The following is a 24,809-nucleotide window of genomic DNA, read 5'->3' as shown; positions in this document are numbered from 1 at the left end:
GATCACTTCCGCTATCGCCCCCTTTTTCTCCATCGATATTTTCCTGTGGCATTGCAGCGACCAGAAATTGACTTCGGTTCCTGTTTGCACGCATATTGCGCGCGGGGATCAGCACACAAAGTCATCATGCGCAAGCTAAAGTTCGCCGTTGCCGCATTCGCGGTGCTGGGAAGCGTGCTGCCGTCGGCAGCCGAGGTCTTTCCGCGCGCATCGTCACCGCAAGGCTCGGTCATTGCGCGCAAATCCGGCGAGGAAATCCGCTTCATCGAAATAGATGCCTGGCGCACGATCGAGGTCAACCAGGACCTGCTGGCCGGCGATGTGCTGCGCACCAATGCAACCGGCAGTCTGGCGCTTCTGTTTGCCGACGACACGCAGATGCGCATGGGCCGCAACACGGCGCTGCTCGTCAAGAAGATAGGCCAGGACTCCGGCAGCCAGCTCAGCCTTCAATCCGGCGTCATCTGGGCCCGGGCCAAGCGTGGCGGCAGCGGTCTGACCATCGAGACGCCTGCAGCGGCGGCAGCCATTCGCGGCACGGACTGGACGCTTCAGGTAACCGGCAACGGCGACACGACGCTCTCCGTGCTCGAAGGTAGCGTAGAGCTCAAGAACGCCCAAGGGGTGGTGACTGTCAATCAGGGTGAGGGCGCGTTTGCGGCAATTGGGCAGGCGCCGCGCAAATACATTCTCGTCAATCTGGAGGAGCGCGAGCAGATCCTCCTCTATACCGAGTTGCGCGGAGCCTTTGCCGGTCTGCCCGTAACCGGAATGGGTGGTCGCGAGACGCGTGCCAGGCGTGATGCCATTCTGGCTATCGTGCCCGACGCGCGAAGCAACGAAGATTGGCTTGCGCTCGCTGAAGCATTGCTTTCGAGCGACGGGCGCGCGGCCGCAAGAGATGCGCTTGCGCATCTCCGCCGTCCCCTGCCGACCGGTCTGGTGGCGCGGGCGAAGCTCGTCGAAGCGATGATCGCGGGACAGGAGTTGCGTTACGCCGAGGCAAGCCGCTTGTTTGCTGCCGCTCTGCCGCATCTGCCACGCGATCGCCGAGCGGCCGCCGTCTTCGGCCGATGGTTCGCAAACGCCTTGGCCCATCCGGATCGCGAGACGCTGCCGCCACCGGCAGAAAATGCCTACGCCGACGATCCGGTGGCGGCGATGGCACGGGCCACCGCCACCGCCCACGTGCTTGGGCAGGCGGAAGCGATCAAGATCCTGAAGGCGGCCGAAAAGCGCTTCCCGAACGATGCTCGATTGCCGGCGATGCGGGCCGATCTTGCTTTTCAGCTCGACCGTCGAGACGAGGCGAGGGAGGCTCTTGCCCGCGCCAAGGCGATCGATCCGGAAGAGCCAGCCTATCTCCTTGTGAACGCGCGCTTCCGTGCGACCGTTTCCAGCGATCTCGATGGCGCTCTCGCGGACCTCAAGCGCGCGACAAAGCTTGCACCCGGCGACGATGCCGCCTGGAACGAGCTTGGCATCGTGCAAAGCGACCGCAACGCGATCATAGAGGCGGATGCCGCCCATCGCCGCGCGATCGAGCTGAACCCGGAAAACGCGGCGCTCCACGCAAACTACGCGCGCTTCCTTATGGATAACGACCAGGTCGCGGCGGCAAAGGTCGAGATCGACAAGGCGGAAGCGCTGGATCCTCGTTCTTACGCGGTTCTGGCCGCCAAGGGTCGTTATTTCTTGCGGATCGGCAAGACCGAGGAGGGCGAGAAGGCGCTTCTGGAAGCCTCCGCTGTCAACCCGACCTACGGCGACAGCCTCATAGGGTTGGCGATCGGGAGCTATCAGCTAGGGGCGGAAGAGGAGGCGGCTCAGGCGCTCGACAATGCGGACAGGTTCGATCCGGACAATCCGTCGATCTCTCTGATCCGTTCTGGCATAGCCCTTGATCAATACCGCGCCGATCAAGCGATCGTGGAGGCCCGCGAGGCGCTTCGCCGCCGTCAGGCGCGCGGCGGCTACTATGGCGGCTACGATGCCAACCGCCAGGTTTCTTCGTTCCTGGGGATCGCGCTCGACAATGTCGGCCTGAACGAATGGAGCCAGTACTATGCAGACCGTTCCTACGATCCGTTCAGATCAACCACCTATCTCGATGAGGCCGCGGCCGGCCGGATCAGTCCCTTCGAGGGATTCGCACCGTTGCTTTCGCCGAGCGAGCGCACGCAGACGGGAAGTTCCACCGTTTCCTCCAATCTGCAGGCCCTTCTGCTTGATCCGCTCGCGGTAGCGTCGCCGACGATTCGCAATTCACTCGAACGAACCAGCTTTTTCGAAGCGGCGATTGGCGGCGGCCTGATCTGGCAAGAGGGCGAGCTTGGTTGGAAGAGCGATGTCCTCGTGCAGGGCACGAGCTACACACCGCTCCCGATCAGCTACTATCTGCAGGCGGAGACACTGCGGCCCGGCAGCCCGCGCACGAACGATCGCGATGACATCACCGGCGCGACTTTCGCTGTCGGCATACATCCGACCTTGGAGGACAATGTCTACCTGTTCGGCGATATGGTCGATCTCGACACTGGTTTTCCGGGGCAGACGTGGTCCCCGAAGCCATTCGACACGAGAGAAACTCGATTCTCTGACCTTGGGATCGGCTGGAGCCACACGTTTGGCGAACGCAATCTTCTGCAGGCGTTCGGCGTCATCGGCAACAGGGACGTAGACCAGAGTATCGATCTGGTCGACGATATCGGCCCGTATCGCGTCGAGCAAGAAACGGAAGAGCAAACCGCAACCACCGGTGTCAGCCATCTATACGGAATCGGACCCGTCACACTTCGCTATGGTGCCGAGACCGGCCGGTTCCGCACGCGCGATTCCGCCGTCTATACGGATCTGCTCACAGGAGGCGTGTTCTTCGTCGATCAATTTTCCGACAAAGGCAATGCAACGCGCGCCTACACCGACGCCACATGGGACGTGTCCGAGGATCTCGAGTTCCAGGGCGGCGTTTATGTGAATTGGGTGGATAATGTCAGCGACGACTGTCCCTGCGTGGATCCGCGCATCGGCGTCGCTTGGTCGCTGGTGGAAAATCATTGGCTCCGCGCGTTCTATCGCGAAGACACGCAGTTTTCATCCAGCTACACGCTTGCACCGGTCTCGACAGTCGGGCTGACGCCCCTTGACCTGCCTTTGTTCATCGGCGGCAGCGCAAAAACGGCGGCGTTGCGTTGGGAAGCAGAATGGTCCGAGCGCTTCTTCACCTCGGTCGAGTCCCAGCATCAGCGCTTCGACGGCCTTTCTCTGGACGTCCCAGAGTTACTCGGCAGCTTCGACACCACGACCGGCGAAATCGATCGTGTGCATGTCAGCGGCAATTACTGGATTGGTGAGGGAATTGGTGCCTTTGGGTCGTTCACCTGGAACCATAGTGTCGACCTGACACCTGGAGGTGCCGGAGAATTCGAAGTTCCGCTTGTGCCGGATTATCGTGCTCAAATCGGGTTGACGGTCGTGCATCCCTCACGGATCGAGGCCACGATGGCGCAGACGTTTGTCGGAGAACGGGTCGGCGCACCCTTCGGCATCAATTTGGAGTCATACACGACCACCGATGCCGCGATCAGCTGGGAATCTCCGAGCGGACATCTGGAGCTTGGTTTGCAGTTGCTGAACGCGTTCGACAATGATTTCGAACTGGCCCTCGGCATTCCCGGCCCAGGCCGTACTGTCCTGGGCACTGTGAGGGCGAAGTTTTGAGCGCGTAGTCGGTGTCTGTCCGAAATCTGCTTCGAGGCGACGTCTCGGTCGCTTTCTCCGGCGACGCTCGCTGCGCGTTAGCCGCGGCGGATGTCCGGGAAGTTTGCCGGGTCGATGCCGAGGGTGCGCAGGTCGCGCGCATTCGGACGGCGGTTGCCTTCGACGGCGGCGGCAGCAGCATTCGCAGCGCTCAGGACGGCGAAGGCGCGGCCAATGAAACCCATGCGGTTTTTGCTGGTGGCAATCATCTCTTTGCTCGCTTTTTCGTTTCCATTTCGATGAGCAAAAGATGTGCTTGGACGGGTGTTTTTGCAATGCACAAAACCTCACCCCAGCCATGCAGCGCAAGCAAGTCCGGGGATGATCGGCCAGTCGAACTTGGAGCCTTCCGGGGAAAACTGTACGATTTTCCGGCCGGAAATTGAGTAGTTTCGGAGAGTATGTTGCGGCGGGAAGAAAGTTGGAGCGGGAAGGGCTGCCGCTCCTCTTCCCGCTCCATGGATCGCCTTGGGAGGCGAAAGGATCAGTCCTCGCTCGCGGCAAGTTGCGCAAGCACCTGGCCGCGCCCGCGAGCTCTCAGGATGAGCGGCACGATAAGGGCGAGGGCGGCGATGACCAGAAGCACTGCCGCGATCGGCGAGGTGAAGAGCACGGTCACGTCGCCCTGGCTGATCGAAAGCGCCCGGCGCAATTGCTGCTCGGCGAGCGGGCCGAGGATCAGGCCGACGACGACCGGGGCGATCGGATAGCCGAAGACGCGCATAACGTAGCCGAGCAGGCCGAAGGCGAGCAACATACCGAGTTCGAATACCGACGGGTTGGCGCCGATCGTGCCAAGCGTCGCAAACAGCAGGATGCCGGCATAAAGCCACGGCTTCGGGATGGTCAGGAGTCTCACCCAGAGGCCGATCAGCGGCAGGTTCAGGACGAGCAGCATGAAGTTGGCAATGAGAAGGCTCGCGATCAGACCCCAGACGAGCTGCGGGTTTGTGGCAAACAGCAGCGGTCCGGGCTGAAGGCCATATTGCTGGAAGCCGGCCAGCATGATCGCCGCGGTCGCAGTCGTCGGCAGACCAAGGGTGAGCAACGGCACGAGCGTACCCGCGGCCGAGGCGTTGTTGGCCGCTTCCGGCCCGGCAACGCCCTCGATCGCGCCATTGCCGAATTCTTCCGGATGCTTGGTCAGGCGTTTCTCGGTGGCATAGGAGAGGAAGGTGCCGATTTCGGCGCCGCCGGCCGGCATTGCGCCGATCGGAAAGCCGATTGCGGTGCCGCGAAGCCAGGGCTTCCATGAGCGGGTCCAGTCCATTGCGCTCATCCAGACCGAGCCCTTTACGGCTTCGACCTTGTCCGGGCCACGGTCGCCCTGCGCCGCGATATAAAGCGTCTCGCCGATTGCGAACATGGCGACCGCAAGCGTCGTTACCTCGATGCCGTCGAGGAGGTCGGGTACCCCGAAGGACAGACGCGTCTGGCCGGTCAACTGGTCGATGCCGATGCAGGCGAGTGTAAGGCCGACGAAGAGGGAGGTGAGGCCGCGAAGCGTCGAGTCTCCGAACGCCGACGAAACCGTGACGAAGGCAAGCACCATCAGCGCGAAATATTCGCGCGGGCCGAAGACGAGTGCGAGCTTGACGATATAGGGCGCGATGAAAGCCAGTGCCAGCGTCGCGATGAGACCGGCGACGAACGAGCCGATCGCAGCGGTCGCCAATGCAGGGCCGCCTCGTCCGGCGCGCGCCATCTTGTTGCCCTCGAGTGCGGTGACGATGGACGAGCTTTCGCCGGGCGTGTTGAGCAGGATCGAAGTGGTCGATCCGCCATACATGCCGCCGTAGTAGATGCCGGCAAACATGATGAGCGAGCCGGCCGGATCGAGCTTGTAGGTGACGGGCAGCAACAGAGCCACGGTCAAGGCCGGACCGATGCCGGGGAGGACGCCGACGGCGGTACCGAGCGTCACACCGATCAGCGCATAGACGAGGTTCATCGGCTGGACCGCAACCAGCAGGCCCTGCAGCAGGAAGTCAAAAGTACCCATGGTCGGCGGCCCCCTCAGAAGAACAGGCGTTCAAGCGGCCCTGCGGGCAGCGACAATTGCAGGAGCTTGGCGAAGATCACCCAGACGATGAAGCTGAAGACGATGCCGATCGGCACAGTGAGCCAGAGCATGCGCTTGCCGAAACCGCGCGCCGTCATCGCAAAAAGAATGCCGGTTGCGATCGAAAAGCCGAGTGTGTTGAGCAGCAACATCTGGGAGGCAAGGCCGCCGACGATCCAGAGAACCGGACCGAACTCCTGTTTCTCCCGCTCGTGACCGAAGTCGCCTCTCACCGCTTCTACGGCGGTCCAGACTGAAAGCCCGACCAGACAGCAGGCGATCGCATAGGGAACCGTGGTGGGGCCGACCTGCGAATAGCCGGCGAGCCCGCTCAGACGCGAAACATCCCAGAAGATCAGGCCGGCGATGGCAGCCAGAACCGCGGCGATAATAAGCGCCGCCCTGTCAGGGCGGCGCGTTTCTACGGAAGGGTGATTCCCCTTGTTCATTTGACCAGCCCGATGTCCTTGAGGACGGTTTCGGTTGCGGAAATGTCCTTCGCGAGCTGCTCGTTGAAGGCGTCGCCGGCGAGGTAGGTGTCCTGCCAGCCCTTCGTCTTCAAGACTTCCTGCCAGCCCGGGGATTTGGCGAGCTTTTCGATGTCGGCGGAAACGGCCGCCTTCTGTTCATCGGTGAGGCCAGGGGCAGCCGCGACCATGCGCCAGTTTTCAACCACGACGTCGACGCCCGATTCCTTCAGCGTCGGCGCGTCGATCCCCGGAATACGCTCGGCGCTCGAAACGGCGATCAGGCGGAGTGTGCCGGCTTTCACTTGCGATTCGAATTCGCCGTAGCCGGAAATGCCAGCCGTCACCTGGCTGCCGAGAATGGCGGCGAGCGCTTCACCACCGCCGGAATAGGCGATGTAGTTGATCTTCGTCGGATCGACGCCGGCAGCCTTGGCAATCAGCCCAACGGCGATGTGGTCGGTGCCGCCGGCAGAGCCGCCAGCCCAGGAAACCGCGCCCGGATCCTTCTTCAGCGCCGCGACGAGGTCGGCCATCGTCTTGATTTCGGAAGCGGCCGGAACGACGATCGCTTCGTATTCGCCCGTTAACCGTGCGATCGGCGTCACGTCCTTGAGGGTAACCGGCGATTTGTTGGTAAGAATGGCCCCGACCATGACATAGCCGCCGACGAGGAGCGCATTCGGGTTGCCCTTCTGCTGGCTGGCGAACTGCGCAAGCCCGATGGTGCCGCCGGCGCCGGGAACGTTCTGCACCTGGACATTGCCGGAGATGCCTTCCTGCTGCATGACCGTCTGCAGCGAACGGGCCGTCTGGTCCCAGCCGCCGCCGGGGTTAGCCGGTGCAATGATCGTATAGTCGGCCGCGTATGCCGGAAGCGCCAGGGCGCCGGCGAGAATGGATGCCAGGAAGAAGTGTTTCAAGGTCGGTCCTCCGTAAGGCGCGTTTCATCGCGCGTGCGTTGATTATCGTCGCGTACGGGAGAAGCACGTGGCTGGTTTTCTTGCGCGCCAGCCGCTGACCGTGGTGGTGATTTCCTCCCGATGCGCTGCTGACGGCCCGCCTCCACGGATCATCAGCGATCCCTAAGCCACCATAGAAAGCTGACATTAACCTGACATCAAGTCGGCTTTGCGTAAATGGGTTGTTTTGCTGCTGCATGTTTCCTTAGACCGGAGCCGATTTCATGCAGTAATTCAAAGAGCTGCAGCGACCTTGTGCTGCTGAGAGACCACAACGCTGCAGGCGAAAGTCAGTGTAGCCGCAGCACCTCGTTCCAGCGCGCGATCAGACGGGCGCGCTTGACCTGGTCGAGATAGACCATCAATCCCGGGCTGACCGGAACGGGGCGCAATTGGCCGCCCAGCATCTCCTGCATGGTGTTGGCGGTGTTCTCGCCCGCGACATCCGGGCTGACTGCCGGGATCTGCAACTCGCGCGCCATGATCGTCTGGCCTTCCTTCGACATGAAGAATTCCAGGTAGCGGCGGCCGAGATCGGGGGAGGCGGCCGCCTGGGGCACCAGGCCGATGCGCGACATCACCACCGTGTAGTCCTTTGGAAGGACGATGCCGACATCGGGATGGCGCGAGGCCCAGTCGGCTGCATAGGATCCGAGGATGTTGTAGCCGAGCACGAAGCGGCCGTCGGCAACCCGTTCGACGATCGCCTGGCTGGTCGAATAGAGTTTGACGCCCGCGGCCCCCATCGCCTGGATCACGCTCCAGATGTCGCCGAACTGCTCCTGGTCGCGCGACATGAAGAGGAAGCCGACGCCGGAGCGTTCGATATCATAGGTGCCGATGCGGCCGAAGACCGCGCCGCCCTTACGCTTCAGATAGTCGACGAACTCCGCACGGGTTGCCGGCGGCGGCTCGGTTGCGAAGCTCGGCTTGTGATAGACGAAGACGGCCGGCTCGAAGGTCAGCGCATAGGCCGTGTTGCGCCAGTTCGCCCAGGCCGGCCAGCGACCGCTCATCGGCAGGTCGCTGCGTTGCGCATAGCCGTCGTTGCTGAGTTTGACCTGCAGATCCATGGCCGAGGAGAAGGCAAAGTCGGCCGTCTTCTGGCCGGCATCCGTCTCCTTGACGATCCGGTCGTAGATTTCGCCCGTCAGCATGTCCTCGTAGCGCACCGCCACGTCCGGATTGGCCCTCTGGAAGCCGACGATCATCGGCCGCGCCAGCGGCTCGTCGAGCGAGGAATAGACGACGAGGACGGGGGCTGCGGCGTCCCCGGAAACGGCGGGAAAAAACACCGGCGCCGAGAGCGCCAGCCCAGGAAGAAAGAGGCAAAAAAGCAGGGAAATGAGGTGTCGCATAATTCCACAATGCCTTACGGCGCCGCGCGCCCGTTCAGGCGCGCCAAGGTCGCTGTAACGGCTTGAAGCGCTGCATGATTTTCTCCTTAGATCAATTCGATTTAAGGAAGTATGCAGTAGCCGTCTGCCGTTCACAAGCAAGCCTGCGGCCGATAAAGTGATCGGGGGAGAGCGACAATTGCGAATCTTGCTTGTTGAAGACAACCAGGCCCTGGCAGAGGGTCTATCGGCGATCCTGCGCGGAAGCGGCTATGCGGTCGACGTCGTCAGCGACGGCGCCTCGGCGCATGCCGTTGCCGCTGCGGAAAGCTTCGATCTGGTGATCCTCGACTTGAATTTGCCGGAGATGGACGGGCTCGACGTGCTGCGGGCCATGCGGGCGCGGCAGAACCGGGCGGCGGTGCTGATCCTGACGGCGCGCGGTACGCCGGAGGAGCGGGTGAAAGGCCTCGATCTCGGCGCCGACGATTACATGATCAAGCCTTTCGACATCGGCGAGTTCGAGGCACGGGTGCGGGTTCTCCTCCGCCGCCAGGCGGGACTGCGCGCCTCGGTCGTCAGCTACGGCAATGTGTCCCTGGACCTGACCTCACGCAGTTTCTCCTCCGCCGGCGCGCCGATCGAGATTCCCGCCCGCGAGCTCGGGTTGCTCGAACTTCTGTTCATGCGCGCCGGCAAGGTCGTCGCCAAGGAGGCGATCGTCCAGTCGCTCACCGGCCTCGATGACGATCTCAGCCCGAATGCGATCGAGCAATATGTGAGCCGGCTCCGCAAGCGCTTGGCACCCTACGGCCTGACGGTGCGCACCGCGCGCGGCATCGGCTATTATCTCGACAAGACGGCCAGCCCCGAATGAGGACGGTCGTCTATTCACTGCGGCGCAGGCTGCTCGGCTGGCTCTTGATTTCCACCGCCGTGATCGGGGTGGTGGCGCTGACCGACACTTACCGGGAAGCGGTCAAGACGGCGAATGTCGTCTCGGATCGCGTGCTTGCCGGTTCGGCGCTGGCGATCGCCGAACGCGTCGTCGTCGCCGAGGACGGCTCACTTCAGGTCGATATTCCCTATGTCGCGCTGGAGATGCTGACATCCGCGGCACAGGACCGGGTCTTCTACCGGGTGGACGGGCCGCCAGGCCAATTCATTACCGGTTATCAGACCCTGCCGTCGCTCACGGCAGCTCAGGACCAGTCGACGGTGTTCGGAGAGGCCGTCTTCCGCGGCGAGCCCATCCGCATTGCAGCACTCCGGCGTTCCGCTTCTACGGGCGTCAATTCCGTTCCCTTTGTAGTGACGGTTGCTGAAACGACGATCGCGAGACGACAGTTGACGCAGACGATCCTTTTGCGCTCCGCCCTGCGTCTGGGCCTGATGATCGCTGGCGCGGCGGTGATTGTCTGGGTCGCCGTCACCTTCTCGCTAAGGCCGCTCTATCGGCTCGGCGACGCCATCGCCGAGCGCAGTCCCGACGATCTGCATCCGATCGGCGAGCGGGTGCCGAGCGAGGTTCAGGGGCTTGTCGACACCGTAAACTCCTTCATGGTGCGCCTGCAGTCGGCGCTCGATGCGTTGCGCCATTTTACCGGCAATGCCAGCCATCAGCTGAGAACGCCGCTTGCGATCATCCGCACGCAGCTGGCACTTGCTCAGAGAGCGGGTACGATCGAGGCAACGCGGGTGGCTGCGCGCAAGGCGGATGAAGCAGTCGCCGATGCCGAACGCATTCTCGCGCAATTGCTGCTGATGGCGAAGATCGATGCGGCGGCGAGGGAGGAGGCGCGCGGTTCGGAGCGCATAGAGCTCGTGGGGCTCGCCCGCGCAATCACCGCCGAGCATGTGCCGGTGGCCGGCGAGGCCGGAATCGACCTCGGTTTTGCCGGCGACGGTGAGCACTGGATCCGCGCCGAGCCGCTGCTCGTCGGCGAGCTTCTGAAGAACCTGATCGGCAACGCGATCCTCCATGCCGGACGGGGCGCCGAGGTCACGGTACGTGTCGAAAGACGCGACGATGCTGTCGTGCTTGAAGTCGAGGATAACGGTCCGGGAATCCGGCCGGAATTGTGCGAAGCGGTGCTCAAGCGTTTCCGGCGCGGCGGCAACGAGGCGCCTGGCACCGGGCTTGGCCTGCCGATCGTCGAGGAGATCGCCACGCTTTACGGCGGGGCGATGCGCCTGGAGGAGGGTGAAGGCGGGCTCGGATTGAAGGCGGTGGTGGCGTTTCCGGCGGGGTGAGACGAGCATGCCATATCGTTTCGACTGCAATGGTCGGAAAGCGCTCGTTGGCACCCCCCTCGGCCCTGCCGGGCATCTCCCCCACAAGGGGGAGATCGGCCAGCAACAAAGGCCTGCCCACAGCACGCTGGCAAACGCCGATGTCGCCGAATTCAACAGTGGGCACGCAACGCAATTGGTTGAGCGGGGCGTCGCCGCTTGCCGATCTCCCCCTTGTGGGGGAGATGCCCGGCAGGGCAGAGGGGGGTGTCTCTCAAACAAACGACCTGCCCGGCAACGCGCGGGCAGGTCGAGGCAAGACTATCGCCGATGCGTCCGATCAGAACGGTGAATCGGGGAAGTAGAAGTCCTTCGCATTGTCCTTGGTGACCAGCGTCGCGTCGATCGTGTAGGTGCCGCGAACCGGAACCTGTCCGTAGAAGTTGGCGACCGTCATTTCGAGTGCGGTGCCTACCATTGCCGGCGGGTAGAGCACGTCGACCGGAATCATCTTGTCGCCGTCCATCACCTTCTTGATCATATCCTTCGAACCGGCGCCGGCGACGACATACTGGATGTCGGTGCGCTTGGCCTGCTCGATCGCCTGCAGGACGCCGACGGCCATATCGTCATCCTGGCACCAGACGACGTCGATCTGCGGATACTTGGTCAGGTAGTCCTGCATCACCTTGAAGGCGTCGTCGCGGTTCCAGTTGCCGTACTGGCGGTCGAGAATTTCGACCTTGGAGCCGGCGATGCCCTGATCGAAGCCGTCCTGGCGCTGCTGGTCGATCGGGATCGGCAGGCCGCGGATAACGACGACCTTGGCTTCGGGCGTCGTAGCCTTGATGTATTCGCCGGCGACCTGGCCGAGCGCCGGGTTGTTGCCGGCGACATAGAGGTCACGCACGCTGTTGTCGTTGATCGAGGGCGCGCGGTCGACGAGCGCCACAAACGTGCCCTTGCCCTTGACTTCCTTGATGGCGTTGACCAGCGGATCGGGATCTGTCGGCAGGATCACCAGCGCGTCGATGCCTTGGGTTTCGAGATCCTGCACGGCGTTGGCCTGGCTCGCCGGATCCGGCGAGGTCTTGACGATGACGTTGAGGCCCGGATGCTGTTCCATAAGTTGCTTCGCGACGCGTTCCGCATGGAACACGACGCCGGCGGTCCAGCCGTGGTCGGCCGCAGGGATCGAGACGCCGATCGTGACCTTCTTCTCCTCCGCGTGGGCCACGCCCGTCAGTGCCATCATCGCGACGGCAGCAATGCCCATTAATCCCTTTCGCATGTTTTCTTTCCTCCCAATGTGTCAGGGTCTTCGCTGATGTGGCCGGATCGCGAGATCCGGCATTGTCACGATTTGCGTACCAGCGAGCGCTGGACGAGCATCGCGATGATGATGATCGCACCCTGCATCGCGCCGATCAGGTATTCGCTGATGAAGTTCGACAGGAGCATGATGTTGCCGACCAATTCGAGGATGAAGGCGCCGCAGATCGTGCCCCAGACACGGCCGGCGCCGCCCTTAAGCGCGGTGCCGCCGACAACGACGGCGGTGATGGCCTGCAGTTCCCAGAGAATGCCGGTCGTCGCCGAGGTGGAGCCGAGGCGCGGCACGTAGAGCAGCACGGCAATCGCCACGCAGAGGCCCTGGATCACGAAAGCGATGGTGCGTACCCGGTTGACGGAGATGCCGGAATAGCGGGCAACGTCGCTGTTGGAGCCGACGGCGACCACGTGCCTGCCGTAGCGGGTGCGGTAGAGAATGAAAGCGGCGACGGCGGTAACCGCGAGAATGATCGCGATCGGCACCGGTACACCGAGAATGCTGCCGAAATAAGCGGGGCGATAGAGCTCCTGGATTTGCGGCTCGCGAAGCGTGATCGCGCCTCCCTGCGAAAGCCAGGTGGTGAGACCGCGATAGATACCCATCGTGCCCAGCGTAGCGATGAAAGGCTCGATCCGGCCGACGGTGGTGATCAGCCCGTTGGCGAGGCCGCAGGCCGCGCCCGCCGCGACGGCGAAGACGACGGCGGCCGTCAGCATCAGCGCCGGATCGGCTATGACGCCGGAATTCATGAACAGGATCATAAGGCTCGCCACGAAGGCTACCATCGAGCCGACGGAAAGATCGAGGTCGCCTGCCGAGATGACGAAGGTCGCGCCTACGGCAATGATGGCAATGAAGGCGCTGCGGGTGGCGACATTGGCGAGATTGTTGAGGCCGATGAAGTTGGGGTTGACGATCGCGCCGACGACCAACAGCAGCGCGAGCGCGGCAAACGGCGCCACGGCCCTCAGATCGACGTCCCGCCAGGTGCGGCGGTGAATTGTGCTTTGGATGGTTTCCTCGTTCGCGCTCATGTCCAGATCAACCTCCCGCCCCGAAAGCTCGGGGGAATTCCTTTTCCTGTCACTGCCTTGTTGTCGCCGGCGTCGGCCGTCAGGCCGCAGCCATCCTCTTCAGTCCCGCGGCATAGCGCATGATCTCCTGCTCGGAGATCTCGTCGCCTTCGAGCATGCCGACGATGCGTCCCTCGCGCATCACGGCAACTCGCGTGCAAAGCCCGATAACCTCGGGCATTTCCGAGGAAACGACGATGATCGAGCGACCATCGCGCGCCAGCGCCGAGATGAAGTGATAGATCTGCTGCTTGGTGCCGACGTCGATGCCGCGCGTCGGCTCGTCGATGATGATGATTCCCGGCTCCGTCTCCATCACCTTGGCGAGCAGGAGCTTTTGCTGGTTGCCGCCCGACATGCGTCTGGCGACCACATTGCCGTCGCGCACGCGGATGTCGAAGCGGCGGCGAGCCTTTTCGAGGGATGCGGCCTCGCTCGTCGGATTGAGATAGCCGAGGCTGGTGTGCTGATCGAGCGATTGCAATGTCAGGTTTGCCGTCATGCCGGAATTCAGGAGCAGGCCCTTCCCTTTGCGGTCCTTGGTCATGTAGGCGAGGCCGCATCGGTTGGCCGCGTGCACGTCGCCCGACGGGACGGCTTCACCACGGATCGTCACCTCTCCCGATAGCCGCGGTCTGAGGCCCGCAACCGCCTCCATCAGTTCGGTTCGACCGGAACCGATCATGCCCGAAAAACCGAGGATCTCGCCCTTGCGAACCTCGAAACTGGCATCTTTGACGTAGTCGGTCGAGATCGAGTCCGCGCGCAGCACGACCTCTTCGTCAACGTCCGGCTCGGTCTTGGCGGGATAGAGACTGGACATCTCGCGGCCGACCATGAGCTGGGCGATCGATTCCCCATCGAGCATCGAGGTCGGGGCGGTTTTCACCCACTGCCCATCGCGCAATACCGTCACTCGATCGGTCAACTCGATGACCTCGTCGAGCTTGTGCGACACGAAGACGAAGCTCGTGCCCTGGTCGCGCAGCTTGCGCACCTGGCGGAAGAGGAAATTGGTCTCCTCGCGGGAGAGAACGGCCGTCGGCTCGTCCATGAAGACGACACGCGCGTCGCGGCTGATGGCCTTGGCAATCTCCACCATCTGCTTTTCAGCGATCGAAAGACTGCCGATCAGCGCATTCGCGTCGACTCGACAGCCGAGGAGATCGAGAACGCGGCGCGTTTCCGCGCGCATATATTTGCGGTCGAGCACACCGAAACGTGTGACCTCCCGGCCGAGAAACAGGCTCTCGGCAACAGTCAGATGTTCGGCGAGATTGAATTCCTGGTGGATGATGACGATGCCGAGCGCCTCGGCGGCGCCATTTGCGGGGAGCTTCACCGGATGGCCATCGAGCAATATTTCACCCGAGGACGGCTGCTCGAAGCCCGAGAGTATTTTGACGAGCGTCGACTTGCCGGCGCCGTTCTCGCCCATCAAAGCATGGATCTCGCCGGCGCGAAGCTCGAAATTGACGCTGAAGAGCACCTGCACGCCGCTGAACGACTTGCTGATGCGACGGGCCTCCAGCACCACGGGCGCGGCGTCGACGGTCTCCGGATTCATTGATTCCCCCTTGCGGCTCCCATCCGCTTATTAGGCTATGTAAACCTTTACACCCGCGATGTAAAGGTTTACATAAGGGCATGCACAGAATTTTGCCCGGCAGCCTTTGACGTTGCCCGCGGTGTGTGTAGTGTCCCGCCCAGACGAGACGCAAGGCAGAGCGCAGTGTCGGATTCCACGCCCGCAACCATCGAAGACGTCGCCCGGATCGCCGAGGTTTCGATCGCGACGGTATCGCGGGCAATCCACACGCCGGAGAAGGTCGCCACGTCGACGCGTCTGAAGGTCAATCAGGCGATTGCAATCACCGGCTATACCACCAACGCCATGGCGCGCAGCCTGAGGCTCGGCCGGTCGAACATGATTCTGGTCGTCGCCCCGGACATCGGCGATCCCAATTTTTCGAGCATTCTCGTCGGCCTGGAAAACGAGGCGCGGTCGCATGGCTATGGCGTGCTGATCGGCCATACGCAGAACGACGCGCAGCGGGCGCTCGAATATCTGAAGTTCCTCAACTCCAACCAGGCGGCCGGCCTGATTCTTTTTACCGGCATACTGCCATTCGGCCATGAGACCATGACGGCGCGATTGCCGCCGAGCGTCGGCATCTTCGAGCCCGTCTTCAACGGCGGCATACCGTATGTGGGTGTCGACGACGTGGAGGGTGCCCGCAAGGTGGTCGATCTGCTGATCGCCGAGGGGCACCGCAAGATCGCCTTTATCGGTGATTCCCGCACCCGGCTCGCCTACAAGAGGCGACGTGCCGGCTACGATACGGGGCTCGACGCAGCGGGCGTGCCGGCGGAGCTTCGCCTTATCCAGGAGGGCGATGGCACGCTCGAGAGCGGCAGGGCTGCTGTCGAGCGGCTCTTCGTGCGCGACACGCTCCCGACCGCTTTCATGTGTGTCAACGATCAGACGGCGCTTGGCGTGATGATCGGGCTAAAGGCGCGCGGTTATGACATACCCCGTGATTTTTCCGTCACTGGTTTCGACGACGTGCCGCAGGCGACGTTCATGACGCCGGCGCTGACGACGATCCGCCAGCCGCGCACGCTGATCGGCAAACACGCCATGGCGCTTCTGCTGGAGCTTCTTTCCGACGGGCAGCCCGCCGAGATGGAAATCCTCTTGAGACCGGATCTGATCGTCCGCAATTCGGTCGCCGCACCTTCGCGGCGATGGACGGAAAGATAGGGCAAGCTGGGGCAACCTCGCGAGCCGCCCCTCCCTCAACAAGGGCATCACGAGTCGCTCCTCCATTTGGGCAGGGGCCCCTCTCTCACGCCTCGTCTCATCCCCGGCCTAAGCGGCGTGCTCGCTCGCGTGTGGACGAATTTCTGCACCTTAGAGCGGCTCGCGGTCGAGGTCCCGCACGTCGTTGCCAAGCTCACGGCAGGCCGCATTGGTCTCCCCATTGCGCGTCTGATAAGGCGCGCAATGGGGAGAAGGGAGAATAGGGGCGTTATGCGTTAGCGGCCGCGGGGGCCGAAGAGGGAAGCTGTTTCGCGGGTCTGGACCCGAAGCATCGCGTCCCAAAGCTGAAGAACGAAACGCGGCTGGAACTGGCTCGCAAGCTTGCGCTGCGACAACATGATAAATCTCCGACAGTTTTGGATCGTTGAGGGTGTAGTGTATCGGCGATGCTTTCGCCAGAGCGGAGTCCAGGGGGCTGCATTGCAGGGCAAGCATAAGTCGAGCCACGGACAAGTCTTTCATCGCTTGGCAACACAGAAAAGAAAAGACCGGGACGGCTTTCGCCGACCCGGCCAGTCACTTCACTGGGAGGACAAGTCTTCTTCTTCGATATTAAGTCTTTTTTCTGGCCTTCTGGCGATATACGTCGACGACGACGGCTGCGACGATGATTATGCCCTTGACGATCTCCTGATAGTAAGCGTCGACCCTCAGGAAGGTAAATCCAGAGGTCATGACCCCGAGGATCACCGTGCCGATCACGGTACCCGTGACGCGGCCGACACCGCCCGTCAACGACGTGCCGCCGATGACGGTCGCCGCGATGGCGTCGAGTTCATACATGACGCCCATGCCGGCCTGCGCTGTCTGGGCGCGTGCTGCGGTGACGACACCTGCAAGGCCCGCCAGCATGCCGGCGATGGCATAGACCTTGATCAGATGCGCTTCGACATTGATGCCGGATACGCGCGCGGCCTGCACATTCGCGCCGATCGCATAGGTGAACTTGCCGTAGCGGGTGTAGCGCAGCGCGATGTGGAAGATCAGCGCGACGACCAGGAAGACGATGACGGGCCAGATGCCCGTACCGATGAAATTGAACTGTTCAGTGAGACCGGAGACCGGCTGGCCCTTGGTGTACCACTTGGAGATGCCGCGGGCAGAGACCATCATGCCGAGCGTGGCGATGAAGGGCGGGATTTTGGTCTTGGCGATCAGCTGCCCGTTGATATAGCCGGCTATCAGGCCGATGCCGACGCCAAGACCGATCGGCACGATAGCCGGAAGGTCGGTGAGCGAGGGGTAGAGCGCGCGTGGCCAGGTGGATGCCTGCGCGACGCTTGCCGAGATCATCGCCGTCATGCCGACGACCGATCCGGATGAAAGGTCGATACCGCCGGTGATGATCACCTGCGTCACGCCGACAGCAATGATGCCGATCACCGAGACCTGCAGGATCATGATCGTCAGCCGCTGGGAATTCATCAGGAAGCTCTGGCCGACGAAGATCCAGCCGAGAACTTCGTAGACAAGGGCAATTCCGAGGAGCACCAGGAAGATGTTGAATTCAGGCGGCACGCGCCGCCTCGACCTCACAAGGGTCGAACTCGTGCCATGTGCGGCGACATTGGTATCCATTTTCTTTCCTCCCTGCGGTCGGCATCGCGCGCCTAGCGCGCGGCAAGTTCCATGACCCTGATCTGGGTCGCTTCGGCTCGGTCGAGGAAGCCGGTGACGCGGCCTTCATGCATCACCATGATCCGGTCGCTCATGCCGAGCACTTCGGGCATTTCCGACGAAATCATGATGACTGCGACGCCGTTGCGGGCGAGTTCGGTGACAAGACGGTGGATTTCCGCCTTGGCGCCGACGTCGATGCCGCGGGTCGGCTCATCAAGGATGAGGATGCGCGGATTGGTGAGAAGCCAACGGCCGATCAGCACCTTCTGCTGGTTGCCACCCGACAGGTTTTCGATGCGCTCCTGCAGGTTCGGCGTCTTGACGCGCAACTTGCGGCTCATCTCCTCGCAAGCCGCGGTGATACCCTTTTCGGTGACGAAGCCGCCCTTGACGTACTTGTCCTGCAGCACGGCAATCTGCATGTTTTCGAGCACGTCGAGGATCAGCAGACAGCCGGTGTCCTTGCGGTCTTCGGTCAGGAACGCCATCCGGTTGCGGATCGCCGTGTTGGGGTTGTCGATCACGACCACCCTGCCGTCGATCGCAATCGTGCCCGAACTTGCCGGCGTGACGCCGAACAGCGTCTCGGCAACATTCGAGCGACCGGAGCCGACGAGCCCGGCGACGCCGAGGATTTCGCCGGCGCGTACATCGAAGGACACGTCATGGAAGACGCCGTTGAGCGTCAGGTTCTTCACCGACAGCACGACATCGCCGATCGGCACTTCTTCCTTCGGGAACATCTGGGTGATCTCGCGTCCGACCATCATGCGGATGATGTCGTCGCGGGTGACGTTGCTCGAAGCGTGCGTGCCGATATATTTGCCGTCGCGAAACACCGAGAACTCATCGGCGATCTCGAAGAGTTCGTTCATCTTGTGGGTGATGTAGACGATGCCGATGCCCTGGGAGCGCAGATCGCGGATAATCTCGAAGAGATGCGCGACCTCGCGCTCGGTCAGCGCCGATGTCGGCTCGTCCATGATCAGGACGTCGGATTCATAGGATACCGCCTTGGCGATCTCGACCATCTGCCGGTTGGCGACCGAGAGATGGCGCACCTCGATCTCCGGATCGAGGTCGATCTTCAGCCGCTCCAACAGCTTCGCCGTCATGCGGCGCATTTCGCCGTGATCGACGAAACCGAAGCGGTTCTTGGGTTCGCGGCGGATCCAGATGTTTTCCGCGACCGTCATGAAGGGCATCAGGTTCAGTTCCTGATGGATCATGGCGATGCCGTTTTCGAGCGCGTCGAGCGGCGACTTCAGCCGGATGTCGACACCCTTGAGCTTCACGTCGCCCTGGTCCGGCTGGTAGATGCCGGCGAGGATCTTCATCAACGTCGATTTGCCGGCGCCGTTCTCGCCCATCAGCGCATGCACGGTGCCGCGCTTCAGCTTGAACTCCACGTCATCGAGCGCCACGACGCCCGGGAATTCCTTGCGCACGCCTTCCGCGGAAAGAAGATATTCGGCCTTGGGTACGGCGCCGCTGGCGCGCACGGCTGCCATCGTTGTGGGACTGAGTGTCATTCTCATTGCCTCCCATTTTCCGGCATCGACCGGAACGTCCACGCGGTGGGCGGAATATGCCTTCTTGTCGACCCATTGCCGGGTCTTGGGCGGGACTTGACTTCAATGGAGCGCAGCGCTGACCGCGCTCCATTGAACGAACGATCAGTTCTTCGCCTGGTACTTGTCCAGGTTTTCCTTCGTCACGAGTTCGAAGGGGATGTAGACCTTCTTTTCGACCGGCTCGCCCTTGGCGAGCTTGAGCGCTGCGTCGACAGAGCCCTGGCCCTGGCCGGCGGCATTCTGGAATACGGTCACGTCGAGGTCGCCGGCTGCCATGGCGGCGAGCGCATCCTGGGTTGCATCGACGCCGCCGATAACGACCGAGTCCATCGAACGGCCGGCCGCCTTCAGCGCCTGGATGGCACCGATCGCCATTTCATCGTTGTTCGAAATGACGGCATCGAACTCGAGGCCGGCGGAGAGCCAGTTGGTCACGAGGTCGGCACCCTGGGTGCGCGACCAGTTGGCTGTCTGCTCTTCGACGATCTCGATGCCCTTGCACTGTTCGGTGGCAAGAACGTCATGCACATCCTTCGTGCGCATGCGGGCGGCCTGGTTGGAAAGCTCGCCCATCATCACGACAGCCTTGCCCTTGCCGCCGAGCATCTTGCAGATCTCCTGGGTTTCCAGCGTACCGGATTCCAGCTCGTTCGAGGCCACGAACGCCTGCTTGTCAGGAAGACTATCCACGTTGACGGGTTCGCGGTTGACGTAAACCAGCGGAATGCCGGCGTCGGCGGCGATCTTCGACATGGCGGCGGTCGCATCGGTGTCGACCGGGTTGACAATGATGGCGTCGACACCGGCAGCGATGAAGTTCTGGATCTGGCTCTGCTGCTTCGCGACGTCGTTTTGGGCGTCTTCGATCTGCAGTTCGACCCCGTTGAGCGTCTTGGCATAGTCGGACATGCCGTTGCGCAGAACCGTCAGGAAGTTGTCGTCGAACAGCGCCATCGAGACGCCAATGGTCTCGGCATGCGCAGCCGTCGACATCATCACGGCCATCGCGGCGCCCAGCATAAATTTCTTCATTTCTTTCTCCTCCACATTCGGTGCCCGGCGACACCTTCTCCAGCCGGAAGCACGACCTTCTTGCGGGGTCGAGCCCATTCCGAACCGAAAGCCGCACTCCCGCTGCTCTTCCGGTCAAAACGGAATAAACGAACCAGTAAATTGCAATTACGGAATAGGTATTCCATTTTATCCGGACGCCGTCAAGTCTGTCTTGCGGCGCCAGGCTATTTTCGGCCGATTTCCTGCGAGGGGATGATCAGGCCCTGGCTTGCAGGTAAGCCATGCTTTCGCGGAGCGCCTTTGCCGGATCGGCGAGGCCGTGCACCGACGGCGCGAAAGGCTCGAAGGAAAACGGACCCTCGTATCCTTGATCCGTGAGCCGCCGGATCTGTCCCGCATTGTCCAGTCTGTCTTCCGCGTCGACAAGAACGCGATGCGGATCGCGCATATCGGCGACCGTCACCGCCTTGTCACTGACGCCGGAAATATGGACGAGCCCGGTCATATCAGGGAAAAAAGCATCCTCGCCGGCAAGATGATGATGGAAGGTATCGTGGACCAGGCGGAAAGTCGTTTCGCCGCCGATCTCCCGGATTGCTTCGTCGGCTTCCATCTTGGAGCGCAGCGAGCAGATCTCGAAGCCGAGCGGCTCGACAAGGCCGATGATGCCGGCCGCATCGAGGATCGGCTTCAGTGCCTTGAGCGCCTTCCGCAGGTTCGCCTGGCGTTCACCGCTCTCCCGGCCGGTGCCATCGTTGACCGGCACCAGCACCAGTGCCTTGGCACCGCAATCGCGCGCATAAGAGACAAGCGCGCGTGCTTCCGCTTCCCGCTCGCCGTTCCATTCGTTGAAACGCTGCAGCGCGTTGATCGAGATAATCGTCACCGCGTGCTTTTCAGCAAGCGCCTTCACCGCATCCGGGCTGGTGCCGTCGAGGATCGCGTTGCCGGAGAGATCGTTGCGAATTTCGACCGCCGAAATTCCGAGCGACTTGGCGAGTGCGAAAAATGCGTCAAGCGGCAGGCCAGGCGCGGCCATGTGATTGAGGGCGAAGGGAAGGGCGGTCATGGCGAGTGTATCCTCCAGGAATGTTTGGAATGGACTTCACCTGATCGGAACATTTATTCCATTTCAGGCTTGGCGTCACATTCATCACTTGGGAGGGTTCAGTCAAAGCGATACGCCGGTGGCCACCTTGCATTTCTGCAAGAATGCATTTTGCCGATGATGCAATTCTATCATGACGAACCCGGTTGGCGTCATGAGGCGGCGCGATACGGTTTGCCATTCCGCGATCATCGGCGCATGGTGCCTGCTTCGGCAGCCAACGACGCGGGCGCTGCCGCTTCGGGGGCACCGTACCCTGGCCCCAGCAGGAGGCGACCACGATGTCTTCCAGCTCTAACCGGCAGCATTTGAATTCTCAGCACTTGCGGATGCTTGATGGCGTGCTTCGGCGTGCTGGTTTCCGCAAGACCGTCATGAGCCGTCAGCAGGAAAGCCTTAAAACGGCAGCCGTTTTCCTCGTCGGCAGGTTTCAGGAAGGAATAAGTGATCCTGATACGTTGCTTGCCGAGCTGGAAAGGCAGCCGGGGTGGCCGGCGCTCCGTGAAGGCAAGGGCGGCCAGCCTTGATCTCCGGCGGGATCGCCGACCCGTCCCGGTTCGGGATAATGCCGATGATCAACGGCCAAGCGGTCCCGGCCGCAGGACAACGTGCGGCGGCCACTCGTTCCGACCTTGCCGGCTGCCGGCGGTAGCCATTCGTCCTGCGGCACTTGAGCAGACGGCCGTAAACGCATCGATCCCGGACCCGGTCCGGCGCTCCAGTCGCAAAGCGAAAAATAAAAGGGAGAGAAATGATGAAATCGCATGTCGGGCGTTTCGGATATCAGTTCAGACTTGTCGACTTCATGGTGCGGTCGTCACTGGCAGTTTCGCTCTTGGTGATAGGATATGTCACCTTCTACGGAGTCTTCTGGTAGTCGTCTGCGCAACGAGCCAGCGGGCATGGCGGGTGATCGCTACCGCATGCTTCCTAAAATCGCAATCGATTCAAGGATAAGGATCATGCCGCAATTCAAAGTGTTACGGCGACCTTGTGCGTCTTGAAAGACGCACGGCGCTGTCTGTATCTTCAACCAATCTTTTCCCCTTCGGTTCGCTTGATCCCGTTCGCCTCGGCGATGAAGTCGGACAGCATCGGCACGTAGTCTTCGCCGTGGCCGGTACCGACGGCGTGTGCGAAGGAATTGCGGACAGCCGCGCCGATCGGGTTGGCGGCGCCGGAGGCGTTGGCGAAGGCGGCGAGATAGCTCATGTCCTTGAAGGCGTTGCGGATCGCGAATTTGTGCGCATTCGGGTCCCGCTCCAGCACCCAGCGGAAGAAGGTCTGATAGAAGGGGCAATCCATCCGCCCGCCACGAATGACGCTGTCGAAGACCTGCGGCGTGAGGCCGGCCTTCCTGCCGAGCATCAAAGCTTCGGAATAGAGAGCGGCGTAGCCCATCGCCAGGAAGTTGTTGAGCAGCTTCATTGTGTGTCCGGTTCCGGTCGGCCCGGTATGGATGATGCGGCCGGCGAAACATTCGAGCACGGGCCAGACGCGGCGCACATCGTCCTCAGCGCCGCCGACCATGACGTCGAGCGTGCCGGCGGCAGCATCGGCCGGCGTGCGGCTGAGCGGCGCGTCGATAAGGGTGATGCCTCTCCCGGCCAGATCCTCGGCGAGTTTCGTGGTGACGGAAGGATCGGCGGTCGAACAATCGACGATGGTGACCTTTTTCCCGGCGGCGGCGATGCCTTCCCCACCCTCGATCACCGACAGCACTTCAGGCGACCCGGTGACGCAGAGGACGATGACGTCGCTTCGTTCGGCCATCTCGCGCGGCGTCTTGACCTCCGTCGCGCCCTCGGCGACGAGCGCCTCGACCGGCACGCGGTTGCGATGCGCCATCACCGCAAGCGGCCAACCCTTCTTCACGATGTTCGTCGCCATGCCCTGACCCATTAGTCCGAGCCCGATGAAACCCACATTCGCCTTCGTCATTGGTCGTCTCCCGGCCGTTGGTCATGTCCAGTCGTCGTCATCCTGCACGATTGAGCGCGTATCGCCAAATAAGACACGCAGTCCTAGTCGCGTAGCGTAATCCACGCCGGTGCGTGGTCGCTCGCGCCATCGAGACCGCGAACGTCCCGGTCGATACCTGCGCCGTTCAGCCGGCGTGTGAGTTTCCGGCTCAAGAGAATGTGGTCCAGGCGCAGGCCCGCGTCGCGCTGCCACCGGTTGCGCCGATAATCCCAGAACGTGAAGAGCTGCTCCTCTGGATAGAACTTGCGGAGCGCATCGAGCCAGCCTTGGTCCAGAAGCCGGCGGAATGCGGCGCGGCTTTCGGGCTGGACGAGGGCGTTGTCGTCATAGGAACGGGTCGGGTAGATGTCGCGCGGCTCCGGGACCACGTTGTAGTCTCCAGCAAGGACGACCGGCACGCCGGTCGTCAGCAGTTCGGCGGCATGCAGCCTCAGGCGCTCATGCCAGGCCAGCTTGTAGTCGAATTTCGGTCCAGGCTGCGGATTGCCGTTAGGGGCGTAGAGCGAAGTGATGAGGATGCCGTTCACGGCCGCTTCGATATAGCGGCTTTGCGTGTCGGATGGATCTCCGGGCAGCTCGGCGCGGGTCAGGATGGGCTGGCCGCCGCGCGCCAGGATCGCGACGCCGTTCCAGGCGGCCTGCCCGCTCCAGACGGCGCCGTAGCCAGCGGCTTCGATCGCCGATTTCGGAAATTGACCATCTGTTGCCTTCAGCTCCTGCAGGCAGGCCACGTCCGGTTCAGCAGTAGCGAGCCAGGCGAGCAGATTTTCGAGCCGCCGGTTGACGCCGTTGATGTTGAAGGTCGCGATCTTCATGCGCTCACCGCACCAGCCGGCCGGTCCAGGCGGCAACTCCTTCCGCCATCGTCTTCAGGTGATCGGCGGCGGAAAAGCCCGATACGCTCTTGCGGGGCTTGAGGTCGTGATCGCCGTCCTCGAGCCACAAGATTTCGATCGCGTCGGAGAGCGTGTAGCCGGCGACGTCCTCACGCGTGCCGAACTCGTCGCGTGTCCCCTGGCAGATCAATGTCGGCGTCTTCAGGTCCACGAGATGTTTGGTGCGAAGCTGTTCCGGCTTGGCTGGCGGATGAAACGGATAACCGAGGCAGAGAAGCCCGGCGATTTTTCCGCTCGGATGGAGGTCGTCGGCGATCATGCTGGCGACCCGCCCTCCCATCGATTTGCCGCCGATGACGAGCGGGCCGGTCGCGCCGAGCGCGGCGATGGCCGCCTCGTATTCGGGCTTCAGCGTCTCCGCCCGGGGCGGCGGCTTGCGACCTTCCGAGGTGCGGCGGGCGGCCATGTAAGCGAACTCGAAGCGGGCGACGCGTAAGCCGGCGTCGGCAAGCGCCTTCGCGGTCGCGGTCATTGAAGCCGAGTCCATCGGCGCACCCGCGCCATGCGCGAGGAGAATGGTGACGGGGGCATCATCCGGTCCGTCGAACAGGAATTTTTCGCCCAT

22 protein-coding genes are annotated in these 24,809 nt (G+C 62.4%); 6 read left to right on the top strand and 16 right to left on the bottom strand.

What is annotated here, in order from left to right; genetic code table 11:
• Nucleotides 1–126 precede the first annotated feature (126 nt).
• Nucleotides 127–3,720 carry a FecR domain-containing protein gene (locus tag QN219_RS21990; protein ID WP_284002106.1) on the top strand — a complete coding sequence of 1,198 codons (3,594 nt, stop codon included), beginning with the start codon at nucleotides 127–129 and terminating at the stop codon, nucleotides 3,718–3,720.
• Nucleotides 3,721–3,797: 77 nt separating this feature from the next.
• Here QN219_RS21990 and QN219_RS21985 read toward each other — a convergent pair whose 3' ends face one another.
• The 5 genes from QN219_RS21985 to QN219_RS21965 form a co-directional block, all read right to left on the bottom strand.
• Complete coding sequence (locus tag QN219_RS21985) at nucleotides 3,798–4,040, bottom strand: hypothetical protein (protein WP_284002275.1); 243 nt, start codon at nucleotides 4,038–4,040, stop codon at nucleotides 3,798–3,800.
• Between the two features lie 203 nt (nucleotides 4,041–4,243).
• The gene (locus QN219_RS21980; RefSeq protein WP_284002105.1) at nucleotides 4,244–5,761 is read right to left on the bottom strand and encodes a tripartite tricarboxylate transporter permease; all 1,518 of its coding nucleotides are present in this window, start codon (nucleotides 5,759–5,761) and stop codon (nucleotides 4,244–4,246) included.
• Between the two features lie 14 nt (nucleotides 5,762–5,775).
• A complete protein-coding gene (locus tag QN219_RS21975) occupies nucleotides 5,776–6,270 on the bottom strand; it encodes a tripartite tricarboxylate transporter TctB family protein (protein ID WP_284002104.1) in 495 nt (164 codons plus the stop codon).
• Nucleotides 6,267–7,211 carry a tripartite tricarboxylate transporter substrate binding protein gene (locus QN219_RS21970; RefSeq protein ID WP_284002103.1) on the bottom strand — a complete coding sequence of 315 codons (945 nt, stop codon included), beginning with the start codon at nucleotides 7,209–7,211 and terminating at the stop codon, nucleotides 6,267–6,269. The genes QN219_RS21975 and QN219_RS21970 overlap by 4 nt, the downstream gene beginning before the upstream one ends.
• A 329-nt stretch (nucleotides 7,212–7,540) precedes the next feature.
• Nucleotides 7,541–8,608: an ABC transporter substrate-binding protein gene (locus QN219_RS21965; protein WP_284002102.1), complete on the bottom strand. Its 1,068-nt coding sequence runs from the start codon at nucleotides 8,606–8,608 to the stop codon at nucleotides 7,541–7,543.
• A gap of 178 nt (nucleotides 8,609–8,786) precedes the next feature.
• Here QN219_RS21965 and QN219_RS21960 point away from each other — a divergent pair, with 178 nt between their 5' ends.
• Both QN219_RS21960 and QN219_RS21955 read left to right on the top strand, forming a co-directional pair.
• Nucleotides 8,787–9,464: a response regulator transcription factor gene (locus tag QN219_RS21960; protein WP_284002101.1), complete on the top strand. Its 678-nt coding sequence runs from the start codon at nucleotides 8,787–8,789 to the stop codon at nucleotides 9,462–9,464.
• Nucleotides 9,461–10,840 (top strand): sensor histidine kinase, encoded by a 1,380-nt coding sequence (locus tag QN219_RS21955; protein WP_284002100.1) that lies wholly within the window; start codon nucleotides 9,461–9,463, stop codon nucleotides 10,838–10,840. The genes QN219_RS21960 and QN219_RS21955 overlap by 4 nt, the downstream gene beginning before the upstream one ends.
• A gap of 319 nt (nucleotides 10,841–11,159) precedes the next feature.
• Here the strand turns inward: QN219_RS21955 and QN219_RS21950 are convergent, their stop codons facing one another.
• The 3 genes from QN219_RS21950 to QN219_RS21940 all read right to left on the bottom strand — a co-directional run bounded on the left by QN219_RS21950 (nucleotide 11,160) and on the right by QN219_RS21940 (nucleotide 14,792).
• Complete coding sequence (locus QN219_RS21950) at nucleotides 11,160–12,110, bottom strand: substrate-binding domain-containing protein (protein WP_284002099.1); 951 nt, start codon at nucleotides 12,108–12,110, stop codon at nucleotides 11,160–11,162.
• A gap of 65 nt (nucleotides 12,111–12,175) precedes the next feature.
• Entirely contained in the window at nucleotides 12,176–13,186 is a 1,011-nt protein-coding gene (locus tag QN219_RS21945; RefSeq protein ID WP_173511584.1) for an ABC transporter permease, read from the bottom strand.
• Between the two features lie 79 nt (nucleotides 13,187–13,265).
• A complete protein-coding gene (locus QN219_RS21940; protein WP_284002098.1) occupies nucleotides 13,266–14,792 on the bottom strand; it encodes a sugar ABC transporter ATP-binding protein in 1,527 nt (508 codons plus the stop codon).
• A 165-nt stretch (nucleotides 14,793–14,957) separates the two neighbouring features.
• Between QN219_RS21940 and QN219_RS21935 the strand changes: the two genes are divergently transcribed.
• Nucleotides 14,958–15,989: a LacI family DNA-binding transcriptional regulator gene (locus QN219_RS21935; RefSeq protein WP_284002097.1), complete on the top strand. Its 1,032-nt coding sequence runs from the start codon at nucleotides 14,958–14,960 to the stop codon at nucleotides 15,987–15,989.
• Nucleotides 15,990–16,264: 275 nt separating this feature from the next.
• On the opposite strand, the gene QN219_RS21930 is transcribed toward QN219_RS21935, so the two are convergent.
• From QN219_RS21930 to QN219_RS21910, 5 genes are all read right to left on the bottom strand, one after another.
• Nucleotides 16,265–16,387 (bottom strand): hypothetical protein, encoded by a 123-nt coding sequence (locus QN219_RS21930; RefSeq protein WP_284002096.1) that lies wholly within the window; start codon nucleotides 16,385–16,387, stop codon nucleotides 16,265–16,267.
• 214 nt (nucleotides 16,388–16,601) lie between these two features.
• Nucleotides 16,602–17,627: an ABC transporter permease gene (locus QN219_RS21925; protein WP_173511581.1), complete on the bottom strand. Its 1,026-nt coding sequence runs from the start codon at nucleotides 17,625–17,627 to the stop codon at nucleotides 16,602–16,604.
• Nucleotides 17,628–17,659: 32 nt separating this feature from the next.
• Nucleotides 17,660–19,201 carry a sugar ABC transporter ATP-binding protein gene (locus QN219_RS21920; RefSeq protein ID WP_284002095.1) on the bottom strand — a complete coding sequence of 514 codons (1,542 nt, stop codon included), beginning with the start codon at nucleotides 19,199–19,201 and terminating at the stop codon, nucleotides 17,660–17,662.
• 144 nt (nucleotides 19,202–19,345) lie between these two features.
• Entirely contained in the window at nucleotides 19,346–20,275 is a 930-nt protein-coding gene (locus tag QN219_RS21915) for a sugar ABC transporter substrate-binding protein (RefSeq protein WP_284002094.1), read from the bottom strand.
• Between the two features lie 238 nt (nucleotides 20,276–20,513).
• The gene (locus QN219_RS21910; RefSeq protein ID WP_284002093.1) at nucleotides 20,514–21,326 is read right to left on the bottom strand and encodes a TIM barrel protein; all 813 of its coding nucleotides are present in this window, start codon (nucleotides 21,324–21,326) and stop codon (nucleotides 20,514–20,516) included.
• A gap of 320 nt (nucleotides 21,327–21,646) precedes the next feature.
• Here QN219_RS21910 and QN219_RS21905 point away from each other — a divergent pair, with 320 nt between their 5' ends.
• Together QN219_RS21905 and QN219_RS21900 are read left to right on the top strand one after the other, a co-directional pair.
• Nucleotides 21,647–21,892, top strand: coding sequence for a hypothetical protein (locus QN219_RS21905; protein ID WP_284002092.1), 246 nt, complete (start codon nucleotides 21,647–21,649; stop codon nucleotides 21,890–21,892).
• Between the two features lie 227 nt (nucleotides 21,893–22,119).
• Nucleotides 22,120–22,242, top strand: coding sequence for a hypothetical protein (locus QN219_RS21900; protein WP_284002091.1), 123 nt, complete (start codon nucleotides 22,120–22,122; stop codon nucleotides 22,240–22,242).
• A 152-nt stretch (nucleotides 22,243–22,394) separates the two neighbouring features.
• On the opposite strand, the gene QN219_RS21895 is transcribed toward QN219_RS21900, so the two are convergent.
• The 3 genes from QN219_RS21895 to QN219_RS21885 all read right to left on the bottom strand — a co-directional run bounded on the left by QN219_RS21895 (nucleotide 22,395) and on the right by QN219_RS21885 (nucleotide 24,809).
• The gene (locus QN219_RS21895) at nucleotides 22,395–23,306 is read right to left on the bottom strand and encodes an NAD(P)-dependent oxidoreductase (RefSeq protein WP_284002090.1); all 912 of its coding nucleotides are present in this window, start codon (nucleotides 23,304–23,306) and stop codon (nucleotides 22,395–22,397) included.
• Between the two features lie 83 nt (nucleotides 23,307–23,389).
• Nucleotides 23,390–24,163, bottom strand: coding sequence for an exodeoxyribonuclease III (locus QN219_RS21890; RefSeq protein WP_284002089.1), 774 nt, complete (start codon nucleotides 24,161–24,163; stop codon nucleotides 23,390–23,392).
• A gap of 4 nt (nucleotides 24,164–24,167) precedes the next feature.
• The gene (locus QN219_RS21885; RefSeq protein WP_284002088.1) at nucleotides 24,168–24,809 is read right to left on the bottom strand and encodes an alpha/beta family hydrolase; all 642 of its coding nucleotides are present in this window, start codon (nucleotides 24,807–24,809) and stop codon (nucleotides 24,168–24,170) included.

The organism is Sinorhizobium sp. 8-89 (assembly GCF_030124325.1).
GTDB lineage: Bacteria > Pseudomonadota > Alphaproteobacteria > Rhizobiales > Rhizobiaceae > Sinorhizobium.
The sequence above is the reverse complement of the archived record's forward strand: the minus strand, read 5'-3'. Positions and strand labels throughout refer to the sequence as shown.

What these genes read in the sequence shown, in the direction of transcription:
- QN219_RS21940 (WP_284002098.1), bottom strand. Translation starts at nt 14,792, where the DNA reads ATGAATCCGGAGACCGTCGACGCCGCGCCCGTGGTGCTGGAGGCCCGT.
- QN219_RS21885 (WP_284002088.1), bottom strand. Translation starts at nt 24,809, where the DNA reads ATGGGCGAAAAATTCCTGTTCGACGGACCGGATGATGCCCCCGTCACC.
- QN219_RS21895 (WP_284002090.1), bottom strand. Translation starts at nt 23,306, where the DNA reads ATGACGAAGGCGAATGTGGGTTTCATCGGGCTCGGACTAATGGGTCAG.
- QN219_RS21900 (WP_284002091.1), top strand. Translation starts at nt 22,120, where the DNA reads ATGAAATCGCATGTCGGGCGTTTCGGATATCAGTTCAGACTTGTCGAC.
- QN219_RS21925 (WP_173511581.1), bottom strand. Translation starts at nt 17,627, where the DNA reads ATGGATACCAATGTCGCCGCACATGGCACGAGTTCGACCCTTGTGAGG.
- QN219_RS21980 (WP_284002105.1), bottom strand. Translation starts at nt 5,761, where the DNA reads ATGGGTACTTTTGACTTCCTGCTGCAGGGCCTGCTGGTTGCGGTCCAG.
- QN219_RS21945 (WP_173511584.1), bottom strand. Translation starts at nt 13,186, where the DNA reads ATGAGCGCGAACGAGGAAACCATCCAAAGCACAATTCACCGCCGCACC.
- QN219_RS21920 (WP_284002095.1), bottom strand. Translation starts at nt 19,201, where the DNA reads ATGACACTCAGTCCCACAACGATGGCAGCCGTGCGCGCCAGCGGCGCC.
- QN219_RS21890 (WP_284002089.1), bottom strand. Translation starts at nt 24,163, where the DNA reads ATGAAGATCGCGACCTTCAACATCAACGGCGTCAACCGGCGGCTCGAA.
- QN219_RS21950 (WP_284002099.1), bottom strand. Translation starts at nt 12,110, where the DNA reads ATGCGAAAGGGATTAATGGGCATTGCTGCCGTCGCGATGATGGCACTG.
- QN219_RS21965 (WP_284002102.1), bottom strand. Translation starts at nt 8,608, where the DNA reads ATGCGACACCTCATTTCCCTGCTTTTTTGCCTCTTTCTTCCTGGGCTG.
- QN219_RS21905 (WP_284002092.1), top strand. Translation starts at nt 21,647, where the DNA reads ATGTCTTCCAGCTCTAACCGGCAGCATTTGAATTCTCAGCACTTGCGG.
- QN219_RS21955 (WP_284002100.1), top strand. Translation starts at nt 9,461, where the DNA reads ATGAGGACGGTCGTCTATTCACTGCGGCGCAGGCTGCTCGGCTGGCTC.
- QN219_RS21930 (WP_284002096.1), bottom strand. Translation starts at nt 16,387, where the DNA reads ATGTTGTCGCAGCGCAAGCTTGCGAGCCAGTTCCAGCCGCGTTTCGTT.
- QN219_RS21990 (WP_284002106.1), top strand. Translation starts at nt 127, where the DNA reads ATGCGCAAGCTAAAGTTCGCCGTTGCCGCATTCGCGGTGCTGGGAAGC.
- QN219_RS21975 (WP_284002104.1), bottom strand. Translation starts at nt 6,270, where the DNA reads ATGAACAAGGGGAATCACCCTTCCGTAGAAACGCGCCGCCCTGACAGG.
- QN219_RS21915 (WP_284002094.1), bottom strand. Translation starts at nt 20,275, where the DNA reads ATGAAGAAATTTATGCTGGGCGCCGCGATGGCCGTGATGATGTCGACG.
- QN219_RS21910 (WP_284002093.1), bottom strand. Translation starts at nt 21,326, where the DNA reads ATGACCGCCCTTCCCTTCGCCCTCAATCACATGGCCGCGCCTGGCCTG.